Here is a 12,579-nt window from a genome sequence, read left to right on the forward strand (position 1 = left end):
GTCCGCGCGTGCCAACCAAGGTTGGCACCTACCCAGCGGTTTCCGGCGCCTTGCCCGGTAGAGGCCGACCTTGGTCGGCGGTTTGTTGTCCGCGCTTGCCAACCAGGGTTGGCACCTACCCAGCGGTTTCCGGTGCCTTGCCCGGTAGAGGCCGACCTTGGTCGGCGGTTTTATTCCCGCAAGCACCAACCAAGGTTGGCACCCACCGACGAGCTAGCCCGCGTGTACCCGGTTCTTGCCTTGGCGCTTTGCCGCGTACAGCGCGTCATCGGCGCGCCGCAGCAGCGTATCGGCATCGTCTCCCGGCTGCCATTGCGCCAGGCCCGCGCTGAAATGCACGGGGATGCGCCGCTCCTGCAGGGTCAGCACGCGATGCGCCAGTGAGCGCTGCAGCCGCTGCACCGTGGCCATGCTGTCCGCGCCGGGGGTTTCGGGAAGCACCAGCACGAATTCGTCGCCGCCCAGCCGGGCGATGCCATCGGTGGCACGCAGCAGCAGGCGGCACACTGCAACCAGGTGCTGCAGCAGCGCGTCGCCGCCGGCATGGCCGTGTTCGTCGTTGGTCTGGTGGAAATCATCCAGGTCGATCACCGCCAGTCCGAGCGGCGAGTGGTTGCGTGCGGCGCGGGCCAGCTCGCGCTGCAGCAGTTCATCCAGGCCACGCCGGTTCAGGGCCTGGGTCAAAGGATCGATACGCGCCAGATCGCCGGCCGCGCGCAGATCCTGTTCCAGCTGGTTGATGCGCTGTTCGGCGCGTTCCACTTCCTGCCGCGCGCTGGCCAGGTGATCGCGCGCCTGCGCCGCCTGCTGCTGCACTTTGCCGGTGTCCTGCATCACTTCCTGCAGCAGGTGGTTGAGGTCGGCGATGCTGCGCGCCTCGCGCAACTGCAGCGCGTAGCTGCCGATGCGGTCGTGGTATTCACCGGTGCTGGCAGCCATGCCATCCATGCGCTCGATGAACTCGCCCATCAAGCTACGCATGGCCGCTTTCGAATCGTCGATTCCCTGCCGCAGCAGGCCCTGCTTGTAGATCACCTCGCGCAGCTCGGCGCGGGTGCGCTCGACCGATTCGGCTTCCAGCGGCCCGGCCAGCAACTGGCGCACGGCCGCGATCTGGCCCTGCAGCCAACTGCGGTCATCCAGCAGCTCGCTGACGTTCTCCAGCAGCAGGGCGAACAACTCAAGCAACAACGCCTGCTGTTCCTGCCAGCTTTCGGCGCGCACGCCGATCTGGTGGCCCAGCTCGCGCGCGCCCTGTTCGATCGGTTCCAGTGCCGCGCCCGGTTGCCATTGGCGCAGGCGTACGGCCAGGGCCTGCGCCTGCTCGCGCAGGTCGGGATCGTGCTGCAGCAGCGCGACCACCGCGCCGCCCAGCAGCAACCGCAGCTGCTCGGACAGGCGCAGGCTGTCGGGCTGCCCATCGGGCGAGTGCTGGTCGATGGTGCGGATGTATTTATCGATCAGCTGCCGCATCGCCCGGCCATAGCGCGGCCAATCGGCACTGGCCTGCGCCGATTGCAGGCGATCACCCATGTCGCCCAGCTCGCCCGGCAGGGTGGCCATGCCATTGGCGAAGGCGGCCAGCAGCGGCTCGGGGGCATCGGCCCCGGCAAACAGCTGCTGCAACGCCACGCTGCTACCGCCCTGCAGTACCACCCGATCGCCGCGCCCGTCATCGACCACCGCGCGCACGCGCGCAGGCGGCCCGATGGCGGTGCCGGGGGCAGGGCGGGGGTCGGGCTGGTCCGTCATGGAACGCATCCTGGGATGGCAGGGGGGCTGGTCACAGCATATCGGCGCAACCGGCGGTGGCTTGAACCGATAGGATGGGCGACAGGATGCCGCAGTGGAGGTGGGTATGCGTGTGATGTTGCTGGGGGCGACGGGACTGGTCGGAGGCCACGCCCTGTCGCAGCTGCTGGCCGACCCCCGCTGCAGCGCCGTGGTCGCGCCCAGCCGTCGCCCGCTGGCTGCGCCGCACGGGAAACTGCACAACCCGGTGCTCGACTTCGCCCGGCTGCCCGATGCGCCGGACTGGGCCCGGGTGGACGCGGTGATCTGCGCCCTGGGCAGCACCATCGCCCAGGCCGGCAGCCGCGAGGCGTTCCATCGCATCGACCACGACTATCCGCTGGCCTTCGCCCGCCTGGCCCTTGCGCAGGGGGCCCAGGCCTTCGCGCTGAACTCGGCCGCAGGCGCCAACCCGCGTTCGTCGATCTTCTACAGCCGGGTCAAAGGCGAGCTGGAGCGCGACCTGCGCGCGCTGGGTTTCCCGTCGCTGACGCTGGTGCGGCCGGGGCTGATCGGCGGTGAGCGGCAGGAGGTCCGCCGTGGCGAACACTTCGCGCTGCAGGTGCTGGGTGTGCTGGGGCCGGTGTTGCCACGTGCGTGGCGGATCAATCCGGCACCGGTGATTGCCCACGCGCTGGTGGATGCGGCGCTGGCGGCAAAGCCGGGCGAGCGCGTGGTGCCGTCGCGCGATCTGGTCGGCTGATGTCCCGCGCGCTGCGCCTGAACCAGCTGCTGCAGGTGCTGCGCCGCCATCGCCGGCCGGTGGCCGGGCAGGCGCTGGCCGAAGAACTGGGCATCAGCCTGCGTACGCTGTACCGCGATATTGAAACGCTGCGCGAGCAGGGCGCCGATCTGCGCGGGGAAGCCGGTGTCGGATACCAGCTGGAACCGGGCGATGTGCTGCCGCCGCTGACCTTGCCACCGGCCGAGATCGACGCGCTGGTGCTCGGCCTGCGCTGGGTGGCGGCACGCACCGAGCCGGCCCTGGCCGAGGCCGCGCGTGATGCCCTGGCGCGGATCGCGCACGTGCTGCCGGCGGCGCGACGCGATGCGCTGCGTGACAGCGGCCTGCGGGTGGGGCCATCGCGAACGACGGCCAAGGTACCCCCGGCGCGGCTGCAGGCCGTACGCGAAGCGGTGGGCAGGCAGCAGCGGCTGCAGTTTGCCTATGAAGATGCGCAGGGCCGGCGTACCGAGCGCGTGGTCTGGCCGTTCGCACTGGGGTACTTCGATGAAGTGCCGATGCTGGTGGCGTGGTGCGAGGGCCGCGAGGACTTCCGTCATTTCCGCCTGGATCGCATTCGCCATGTGCGTGCGTTGGAAGAGCACTACCTGGTGCCACGTGCGACCTTGTTGCGGCGCTGGCAGAAGGCGCAGGGCATCGCTCCGGATTGGCTGGACCGTTCGTGACGAGGTCGAGCTTGCTCGACCGCTTCTGGTCGTTGCTCTGGCTTTGGTAGATGTCGAGCTTGCTCGACGCTCTTGCTCTTCGCGGAGAGCAGTCGAGCAAGCTCGACATCTACCAAAGCGGAAGCAGCAGCAGTCGAGCAAGCTCGACATCTACCAAAGCGGAAGCAGCAGCAGTCGAGCAAGCTCGACATCTACCAAAGCCAGAGCAAAGGCAGTCGAGCCTGCTCGACGCTGCTGACAGGATCTGTCAGCAGGGCAGGGCCACCATGACCGCTCCCAACCACGGAGCTTTCCTATGTTCAAACCAAGCACCCTGCTGCAGTACGTGCGCGACGTTGCCACCAGTGCCACCTTCTACAGCGGCATCCTCGGCACGGCACCGGTCGAACAGTCGCCCGGCTTTGCCCTGTTCCTGCTCGGCGATGGCGCCGCGCTCGGCCTGTGGCAGCGCGACGACGTGCAGCCGCCAGTGCATGCGCGGGCTGGCGCCGCCGAACTGGCGATGGTGGTCGCCAACCCCGACGCCGTGCAGCAGATGCATGATGCGTGGCGCGCACTCGGCGTGCAGATTCTGCAGGCGCCGGTGACGCTTGAATTCGGTCACACCTTCGTCGGCATCGATCCTGATGGCCACCGGCTGCGTGTCTACAGCCGCGCCGAGGGCATGGTCGCGCGGAACTGATCAAGGTAGGGGGCCGGCACTTGCTGGCTCCTGGACCTACCCTTGCTTCTGCGCTGCGTCGATGACGATTGAGAATATCTCGTCGTCTTCCGAATCCCAATCAATGGCCAGCTGGGCCAGCTCTGCGACCACGTCGCGGCCTGGATTGCATCGCCTGAGCTCTTTGATGAACTGTCGGACTCGGCGTGGCGTTAATTCACTGCCCGGATAGTTGAAGAGATTGAGCGCAGCATCTGAAGAGACGCCCAAGAGGTCGGGTGCGAGGATGGAATACGCTTTGATGTAGCGGGAGAGCGGAATATCCGACAGGAAGTTCTCCGCTGCACACATGATCGACGCGTCATGTGGCGGGTTCCGGAGGAATTCCCTCATGACCGCAAGGACGACTTCTACTGACGGTGGTTTTGTCAGTGGCCTGTAGAAGTGGTTGGCGTATGCACGGTCACCTTCGTGGGTGACCGCAGCATCCGATAGCGTTGCGAGCATCGTGATCCAGACGTCAGCGTCCAGCGGCGTAGCCGGTTCGGCGTGTCCTTGTTGATCGGCATTGGGGATGATCGCCCGGACGATGGACTCGCCGTTGCGCCATGACTGCAGGCGGGAGTCGATAATTGCGTACATCTGCTCCTGTTTGTCCCACATGGCGTTCGGCGAAGGCGTGGCGTCTTGAGGGAACAACGAGAAGAAGTCCGACAAGTAGGGTGCGGCCATGCAGAAGTAGCGGACGGTGAACTCCAGCAATTCCGGGTCGAACGCAGCGCCGGGAATTTCGTCCTGGAAGGCAGTTTCGACGCATGCCAAGGCATCTGCCGGCGAGGGAGCGGCTGCCACCGTAGAGCCGACCGATGCGTCAAGGAACGCGCGATTTCGGGCGAGCCAGCGCAGGAAGATGATGCCGAGGACCCAGTTCGTGTCCGACGGATCCTCATCCCTCGGCAGCAGTGTGCTGAACGGGGAGGCGCGGAAAAAATCATCGCCCGCCTTCAGGAATTCTTCGAGTGTGGGTGGTGTCTCAAACATGGAAATTCGACGTCTGCAGAGAGGCTCAATGCTATCGAGCTACTCTTGGGAATCCATGCAACTATTCTCAAAATGCTCCCTTGCGCTCTCGCCCGACTGTCGGAGAGCCCAGTAGATCCACGCCATGCGTGGATGGAGCGCGACGGAGCAGCCACAAAAAAACGCCGGGCAGTGCCCGGCGCTTTTTCAGGTCATGTGCCAACCAACGGTTGGCACCCACCAATCAGCTGGCCAGCGCCAGATCGTCCATCATCGCGCGCAGGAAGCGGGCCGCTTCACCGCCGGTGGCGGCGCGGTGGTCGAAGGTCACCGACAGCGGAATGACCTTGTGCGCTTCCACGCCGCCCATCACCGGGGTCATCTGGTGGCGGGCACGGCCGGCACCGACGATGGCCACGCACGGCGGCACCACGACCGGGGTCGCGTAGCGGCCGGCGAACATGCCGAAGTTGGACAGCGAGATGGTGTAGCCGCTCAGCTCCGAGGCCGCGATCGAACGCGCTTCCACCTGCTCGCGCAGGCGGTTCACGCCTTCACGGATGCCACGCGCGTCGAGCATGTCGGCGTTGCGCAGGGCCGGCACGAACAGGCCGTCGTCGGTATCCACGGCGATGCCGATGTCCACCTGCGCGTGCAGGGTGCGGGTCAGCGCTTCACCGTCGAACCAGGCGTTCATCGCCGGCACCTTCTGCGCGGCGACCACGATTGAGCGCACCAGGCGCGCGGTGACGTCGTTGCCCGGCAGCCAGGCGTGGATGTCGGCGTCGTCGTTCAGCGTGGTCGGCACGACCTTGCTGTGCGCATCGGCCATGACGCGGGCCATGTTGCGGCGCACGCCCTTCAGCGGTTCCGGCTGGCCCTTGGCGACCACGCCCGGCGGCTGGGTGCGCATCGGCTTGCCGGCAGCAGACAGCGGGGTGCGTGCGTCGGACTGTACCGGTGCGGCCGCCTGGGCTGGGGCCGGTGCGGCAGCAGCCGGTGCAGCAACCGCTGCCGGTGCCGCGCCGATCTTCGCGCTGCCGTCGGCGGCGGCCTGTTTGACGTCGGCCATGGTCACCGCGCCATCGGCGCCGGTGGCACGTACGCGGCTCAGGTCCACGCCCAGCTTGCGCGCGGTGGCACGCACCGCCGGCACGGCCTTGACGCCGCCCACAGCCAGCGCCTGTTCGGCATGCACAGCGTTGGAGCTCTGCATCGCGCCGACCACGGTGCCGGCGTCATCACGCTCGGCGGCAGCCGGCTTGGCTTCTTCTGCAGCTACCGGGGCGGCTGCGGTGGGCAGCGGCGGCGGCGTCGGAGCTGCGGCGGCAGCCGGAGCGGCATGGCCGTGGCTGTGGCCGGTGTCCTGGCCGTCAGCACGCTGCGGCAGGTTCGGGTCCAGCGAGAAGCTGGCCAGCACCGCGCCGGTCGGGATGATGTCGCCGGCAGCGCCGGACAGCTTCAGCACCGTGCCGGAGAACGGCGAGGGCACTTCGACGACGGCCTTGGCGGTCTCCATCGAGACCAGCGGCTCGTCCAGCTTGATCACATCGCCTTCCTTGACGAACCACTCGACGATGGTCGCGTCCGGCAGGCCTTCGCCCAGGTCGGGCAGGTTGAAGTTCTTGGTCTGGCTCATTTGCAGTTCTCTTCCAGCAGTTCCAGTTCGCGGGCAGGCAACCAGCCCGTCGCGCCATTGGCGCGCTCGGACCACCACCACCCGCCGTGTTCGTGATGAAGCTTGACCATCTCGCCGTTCTCCACATCCAGCTCGCGGGCGTCGTAGTCGCGCAGGGCTTCGGCGCGACCATCGTCCAACAGCTGCAACCACGCTACCGGTGCCCATCCGGCGCGCCCATCGCTGGTGCGCACCCAGGCAAACGCCGGCCATTCCTCGTCACGTACACCTACTTCGACGATCTGGCCGGTGCGGAACCGGAGCGGGTTGGGATACTGGCTGCGGTAAGCCCCGAGAAGGCGGGCCCGCATGTCAGCCTGCCGCCACCGCGCGCTTGGCCGCCGCCACGATCCGCTCCACGCTCGGCAGATACTTCATCTCCAGGCGGAACAGCGGAATGTGGGTGTCGTAACCGGTGACGCGCTCGACCGGAGCCAGCAGGTCGTAGATCGATTCCTCGGCCAGGCGTGCGGCGATTTCCGCGCCGAAGCCCGCGGTCTTCGGGGCCTCCTGCACGATCACGCAGCGGCCGGTCTTGGCCACCGACTCGGCGATGGTGGCAAAGTCCAGCGGACGCAGCGTGGCTACGTCGATGACTTCGGCACTGATGCCTTCGCCGGCCAGCTTGTCGGCCGCTTCCAGCGCTTCCTTCACCTGCGCACCCCAGGTCACCAGGGTCACGTCGGTGCCATCGCGCAGCACGAAGCACACGTCCAGCGGCAGGGCTTCGCCGTCGTTGACGACCACTTCCTTGTACTGGCGGTAGATGCGCTTGGGTTCCATGTAGATCACCGGATCCGGCTCGCGGATCGCGGCCAGCAGCAGGCCATAGGCGCGCTGCGGCGAGGACGGCAGCACCACGCGCAGGCCCGGCACGTTGGTGAAGATCGCTTCGTTGGCCTCGCTGTGGTGCTCCGGCGCACGGATGCCGCCACCCCACGGCACGCGCAGCACCATCGGGCAGTGCAGGCGGCCACGAGTGCGGTAACGCAGGCGCGCGGCGTGGCAGATGATGTGGTCGACCATCGGGTACATGAAGCCATCGAACTGCGCTTCGGCCACCGGCTTCATGCCCTGTGCGGCCAGGCCGATGGTGAGGCCGGCGATGGTGGTTTCATCCAGCGGGGTGTCGAGGATGCGGTCGGCGCCGAAGCGCTGCTGCAGGCCGGCGGTGGCGCGGAACACGCCGCCGTTGACGCCCACGTCTTCGCCCAGCACCAGCACCGACTTGTCGTGCTCCAGCTCCCAGGCCAGCGCCTGGGTGATGGCTTCGATGAGGGTGATCGGGGTGTCGGTCATGTTCTGTTCTCCGCGCGCGACGGCAGCGCTGTCGGCGGCGTTGGTATGCGCGCTGGACGCGCCGTTCTTGATCTCATCCATGGCGCTGCTCCAGGGCGATCGCCTGGGCACGCTGGGCCAGCAGGTCCTGCGGCGGGTCGGCATAGAGGAAATCGAACATCGCCTCGACCGGCTGCACCGGCGTGTTGAGGTACAGGTTCACTTCCTCGTCCACGCGCTTGCCGCACTCGGCGGTCCAGGCAGCTTCTTCTTCCTCGCTCCAGACACCGGCGTTGGTCAGGTACTTGCGCAGGCGCAGCATCGGCTCGCGCTGCCAGGCATCCTTCACTTCGGCGTCGTCGCGGTAGCGGCGGGCGTCATCGGCGGTGGTGTGGTCGGACAGGCGGTAGGTCATCAGTTCCAGCACGGTGCCGCCGTCGCCGGCCAGCGCACGCTCGCGCGCCTGCAGCATGGCGGCCATCACCGCGATCAGGTCGTTGCCGTCCACCTGCAGGCAGTGCAGGCCGCCGGCCAGGCCCTTCTGTGCCAGCGTCTCGGCACCGGTCTGCGCCGAACGCGGGACCGAGATGGCCCAGCCGTTGTTGACGATGCACAGGATCAGCGGCAGCTTGTAGGCACCGGCCGAATTCAAGGCCGCGTAGAAGTCGGTCTTGGAACTGCCACCGTCGCCGCATACGGCCACCGCGATCTGCGGTTCCTTGTTGAGCTTGAACTTCAGCGCAGCGCCTGCGGCGTGCAGGCACTGGGTGGAAATCGGCACGCAGAACGGGAAGTCCTTGGCGGCATTGCCGCCGTAGTCGTTGCCGCGCTCGTCGCCGCCCCAGTACATCAGCACGTCGTGCGGGCGCACGCCACGCATGAACATCGCGCCGTACTCGCGGTAGGACGGTGCGAACACGTCGTCCTTCTGCATCGAGGCGCCGATGCCCACATGCGCGGCTTCGTGGCCGAGGCAGGCCGCGTAGGTGCCCAGCTTGCCGGTGCGCTGCAGCGCGATCGACTTGCCGTCGAACACGCGCACGAACAGCATCTGCTTGAACATCGGCAGCAACGCGCGTGGGTCGCGCAGGGCTTCGGGCAGGTCATCGCGGACGAGCGTGCCGTCCGTGTCCAGATACTGCAGGTATTCGATCTTGAACTCAGCGGCAACCGTCATTGCGTACTGCACCTTCGACAGAGAAGTTACAAATGATATGAATCGCCATGTTAAGGAATGCGTACGAAAAAGCCGTCCTGCGGCGCAGCACGGACCACCGTCCTTTGTACCCCCTTCCGGGCGCATGATGCCAATAACTTCAACGTATTCAGCCATTGCTGCAAAGCATCACAAGCGACGCTGGGCTGAGCGCCAGTAGAACGGCGCAAACGGTTCCACGCGCAACCACCGTTCCACAGGCCTACCGCACGCCCCGGTACGGTCATCGCGGCTGCCAGCGCGGCGGCAACGCGCTACCCTTGCCGCCCCCGATCTGGTCCCGCCCATGTCCGTCGACAACAACCAACGCGATCTCGAAGCCGGTATCCACACCGATCTGCAGGGGCGGCTGACCTACGGCGGCTACCTGCGGCTGGACCAGCTGCTCAGCGCGCAGCAGCCGCTGTCCAACCCGCCGCATCACGACGAGATGCTCTTCATCATCCAGCACCAGACCTCCGAGCTGTGGCTGAAGCTGCTGGGCCACGAGCTGGGTGCGGCGATCGGCTTCCTGCAGCGCGATGAGGTCTGGCAGTGCCGCAAGGTGCTGGCGCGCAGCAAGCAGGTGCTGCGCCAGCTGACCGAGCAGTGGTCGGTGCTGGAAACGCTCACCCCGTCCGAGTACCTGGGCTTCCGCGACGTGCTGGGTCCGTCCTCGGGCTTCCAGTCGCTGCAGTACCGCTACATCGAGTTCCTGCTGGGCAACAAGAACGCGCAGATGCTGCAGGTGTTCGAGCACGACACGGCCGGGCAGGCGCAGCTGCGCACCGTGCTGGAGGCGCCGAGCCTGTACGAGGAATTCCTGAAGTACCTGGCCCGCTTCGGCCACGCCGTGCCGGCGGTGTACGAGGCGCACGACTGGACCCAGCCACACGTGGCCGACGACAGCCTGCAGCCGGTCTTCGAACGCATCTACCAGGACACCGACCGCTACTGGCGCGAGTACGCGCTGTGCGAGGACCTGGTGGACCTGGAAACGGCCTTCCAGCTGTGGCGGTTCCGCCACATGCGCACGGTGATGCGGGTGATCGGCTTCAAGCGCGGCACCGGCGGCTCGTCCGGCGTGGGCTTCCTGGCCAAGGCGCTGGAACTGACCTTCTTCCCTGAATTGTTCCAGGTACGCACCACCCTGCAGGCCGCGCCCCCGCCGGATCTGGCCTGATCCCCATTCAGCTTGGCCGCCCGCGGCTGGCTGGATCGTTTCAGATGCAAGTTCAGCGAGCAGGCCGCGACCTGCCTCAAACGGCGTGTATTTGACGTGAACGCCAGAAGTCGGTGATCCTCGCGCGTTGCTTCACCGCACATCGGACGTGCCTCCATCCACCGAACCAGGAATTCCGCATGAGCGTAAACGCCACTGCGAACACCCCAGAGCCGGCGCTGCCGGACTTCAACACCACGATGGGCCACCCGCGCCCGTTGTGGATGCTGTTCATGACCGAGTTCTGGGAGCGCTTTGCGTTCTACGGCATCCGCTGGGCGTTGGTGCTGTACATCGTTGCCCAGTTCTACAACGGCAACGCCGCCGGTGAAGGCGACGCCAGCCGCATCTACGGCGCCTACCTGGCGCTGGTGTACGCCGCAGCGATCTTCGGCGGTTACGTGGCCGACCGGGTACTGGGTTACCAGCGCTCGATCCTGACCGGCGCGATCATCATGGCCGTCGGCCTGTTCATGATCTCGCTGCCGCAGGAGCACATCTTCAAGCTCGGCCTGGCCACCATCATCGTCGGCAACGGTCTGTTCAAGCCCAACATCTCGACCATGGTCGGCAAGCTGTACGGCCTGAAGGACGAACGCCGCGACTCGGGCTTCACCATCTTCTACATGGGCATCAACATCGGCGCGATGATCGCTCCGGTGCTGACCGAGTACCTGGCCCGCAAGGTCTTCGGCACCTCGGAAATGCCGTCCTACAAGGTCGTGTTCATCGCTTCCGGCGTGGGCATGCTGATCTCGCTGGTGTGGTTCTACATCGGTCGTGCCGGCCTGAAGGGCATCGGCGCGCCGCCGGCCGGTGCCGAAGGCTTCGGCCGCATCGTCATGGTGCTGGTCGGTTCGCTGTTCGCCATTCCGGTGGCCTACTTCCTGCTCGCCACCGGCGCCACCGCGCTGGCCTGGATCCTCGGCGTGATGTTTGCCGCGCTGGCCGTGCTGCTGCTGGTGGAAGGCATCCGCGAGGGCAAGGTGCAGCGCGACCGCGTGATCGCCATGCTGATCATCTTCGCCTTCAACGTCATGTTCTGGATGTTCTTCGAACAGGCCGGCAGCTCCTTCACCTTCCTGGCCGAGAACATCGTCAACCGCCAGCTGGGTGATTGGACCTTCCCGACCGCGTGGTTCCAGTCGGTCAACTCGGTGGCGATCATCACCCTGGCGCCGATCATCGCCTGGATCTGGGTGGCCCTGGGCCGCGCCAATCCGTCCATTCCGCGCAAGTTCGGCCTCGGCCTGCTGTTCAACGGCGCGGCCTTCGCCCTGCTGATGTTCGCCCTGTCGACCATGGTCGTGGACGGCAAGATCCCGTTCTGGACCCTGTTCATGGTCTACGTCATCCAGTCGGTCGGTGAGCTGTGCCTGTCGCCGATCGGCCTGTCGATGGTGACCAAGCTGGCTCCGGTGCGCCTGGTCGGTTTCGGCATGGGCGGCTGGTTCCTGTCCACCGGCATCGGCAACAACCTGTCGGGCATCTTTGCCGGTGCGGTCAGCGGTGAAGGCGGCATGACGGTCGAATCGGCCCTGAAGGGGTATACCTTCGGGTTCTGGGCCTTGATCGGTTCGGGTGTGGTCCTGTTCCTGGTCGCGCCGCTGATCAACAAGCTGATGCATGGCGTGAAGTAATGAGAGGGTAGTGGGCATGCGTACAACGTTCGGTGGTGCAGTGGTGGCAGTGGTGTGTGCGGCGCTGATCGGCGCCTGTTCGCAGCCTCAACCTCCCGCGGCCCCCGAGCCCACGCAGCCCCTCGACACCCGCCCCACCGAGCCACCGGTCGCTGACCCCAGCGAACCGGTGGCCTCGGGGAACACCCCGGCGGCGGCCGACATCGCCGCCATTGCCGGGCTTGGCGCGCAGTTCGACCCGGCCCGCAATCCCGTTGCCGACCTGGAAACGGCCAAGGTCGAGGCCCAGCGCGGCAACAAGCGCATCATCCTGGAAGTGGGCAACGCCGCGTGCGAGCCCTGCCATGCGCTGGATGAAGCCGTGGAAGGCAATGGCGATCTGCGCCGCTTCCGTGATGCCCACTACGTGTGGGTGAAGGTCAACGACAGCGCCGAGAACCCGAACGCGGCGTTCCTCGGCCAGTTCCCGCCGCTCGAAGGCGAGCACCCGCACCTGCTGGTGATCGATGCCGACGGCACCCTGCTGGCGCCGCAGCCCAGCGAAGCAATGCGCAAGGGCAATGCCGTGCAGACCGCACGCGTGATGGCGTTCCTCAAGCAGTGGGCACCTGACCGGTAGCGCTGGACAGTGCCCGGCGGCCCACGGTGCGCTGCCTGGCCATCCACGCGTGGCGTGGATCTACA

At 66.7% G+C, this 12,579-nt stretch carries 12 protein-coding genes; 6 read left to right on the top strand and 6 right to left on the bottom strand.

All coding sequences use genetic code 11. The features are described from left to right. Positions 1 to 213 precede the first annotated feature (213 nt). Positions 214 to 1,752, bottom strand: coding sequence for a GGDEF domain-containing protein (locus ABIA73_RS19410; protein WP_032976627.1), 1,539 nt, complete (start codon positions 1,750 to 1,752; stop codon positions 214 to 216). Positions 1,753 to 1,858: 106 nt separating this feature from the next. On the opposite strand from ABIA73_RS19410, the gene ABIA73_RS19415 reads away from it, so the two are divergent. The 3 genes from ABIA73_RS19415 (at position 1,859) to ABIA73_RS19425 (ending at position 3,883) form a co-directional block, all read left to right on the top strand. Further along, the gene (locus ABIA73_RS19415) at positions 1,859 to 2,494 is read left to right on the top strand and encodes an NAD-dependent epimerase/dehydratase family protein (protein WP_059065400.1); all 636 of its coding nucleotides are present in this window, start codon (positions 1,859 to 1,861) and stop codon (positions 2,492 to 2,494) included. Continuing rightward, the gene (locus ABIA73_RS19420; RefSeq protein WP_354276183.1) at positions 2,494 to 3,201 is read left to right on the top strand and encodes a helix-turn-helix transcriptional regulator; all 708 of its coding nucleotides are present in this window, start codon (positions 2,494 to 2,496) and stop codon (positions 3,199 to 3,201) included. The genes ABIA73_RS19415 and ABIA73_RS19420 overlap by 1 nt, the downstream gene beginning before the upstream one ends. A 295-nt stretch (positions 3,202 to 3,496) precedes the next feature. Then, positions 3,497 to 3,883 carry a VOC family protein gene (locus tag ABIA73_RS19425; RefSeq protein ID WP_025874580.1) on the top strand — a complete coding sequence of 129 codons (387 nt, stop codon included), beginning with the start codon at positions 3,497 to 3,499 and terminating at the stop codon, positions 3,881 to 3,883. Positions 3,884 to 3,919: 36 nt separating this feature from the next. Here the strand turns inward: ABIA73_RS19425 and ABIA73_RS19430 are convergent, their stop codons facing one another. The 5 genes from ABIA73_RS19430 to pdhA form a co-directional block, all read right to left on the bottom strand. Then, complete coding sequence (locus tag ABIA73_RS19430; protein ID WP_354276184.1) at positions 3,920 to 4,903, bottom strand: hypothetical protein; 984 nt, start codon at positions 4,901 to 4,903, stop codon at positions 3,920 to 3,922. A 223-nt stretch (positions 4,904 to 5,126) separates the two neighbouring features. Then, entirely contained in the window at positions 5,127 to 6,521 is a 1,395-nt protein-coding gene (locus tag ABIA73_RS19435; protein WP_354276185.1) for a dihydrolipoamide acetyltransferase family protein, read from the bottom strand. Then, positions 6,518 to 6,871: an SH3 domain-containing protein gene (locus ABIA73_RS19440; protein ID WP_025874583.1), complete on the bottom strand. Its 354-nt coding sequence runs from the start codon at positions 6,869 to 6,871 to the stop codon at positions 6,518 to 6,520. Before ABIA73_RS19440 ends, ABIA73_RS19435 begins: the two co-directional genes overlap by 4 nt. Position 6,872: 1 nt before the next feature. Continuing rightward, on the bottom strand, positions 6,873 to 7,940 hold the full coding sequence (locus ABIA73_RS19445; protein ID WP_025874584.1) for an alpha-ketoacid dehydrogenase subunit beta: 1,068 nt from the start codon (positions 7,938 to 7,940) through the stop codon (positions 6,873 to 6,875). Beyond that, a complete protein-coding gene (pdhA, locus tag ABIA73_RS19450) occupies positions 7,933 to 9,015 on the bottom strand; it encodes a pyruvate dehydrogenase (acetyl-transferring) E1 component subunit alpha (RefSeq protein WP_032976633.1) in 1,083 nt (360 codons plus the stop codon). Before pdhA ends, ABIA73_RS19445 begins: the two co-directional genes overlap by 8 nt. 325 nt (positions 9,016 to 9,340) lie before the next feature. On the opposite strand from pdhA, the gene ABIA73_RS19455 reads away from it, so the two are divergent. The 3 genes from ABIA73_RS19455 (at position 9,341) to ABIA73_RS19465 (ending at position 12,514) form a co-directional block, all read left to right on the top strand. Next, positions 9,341 to 10,216: a tryptophan 2,3-dioxygenase gene (locus tag ABIA73_RS19455; RefSeq protein WP_049464095.1), complete on the top strand. Its 876-nt coding sequence runs from the start codon at positions 9,341 to 9,343 to the stop codon at positions 10,214 to 10,216. A 179-nt stretch (positions 10,217 to 10,395) separates the two neighbouring features. After that, the gene (locus tag ABIA73_RS19460; RefSeq protein ID WP_033832413.1) at positions 10,396 to 11,895 is read left to right on the top strand and encodes a peptide MFS transporter; all 1,500 of its coding nucleotides are present in this window, start codon (positions 10,396 to 10,398) and stop codon (positions 11,893 to 11,895) included. Between the two features lie 16 nt (positions 11,896 to 11,911). Then, positions 11,912 to 12,514, top strand: coding sequence for a thioredoxin family protein (locus ABIA73_RS19465; RefSeq protein ID WP_033832411.1), 603 nt, complete (start codon positions 11,912 to 11,914; stop codon positions 12,512 to 12,514). Positions 12,515 to 12,579 lie beyond the last annotated feature (65 nt).

The sequence above is a fragment of the Stenotrophomonas sp. 2694 genome, from assembly GCF_040548715.1.
GTDB lineage: Bacteria > Pseudomonadota > Gammaproteobacteria > Xanthomonadales > Xanthomonadaceae > Stenotrophomonas > Stenotrophomonas indicatrix.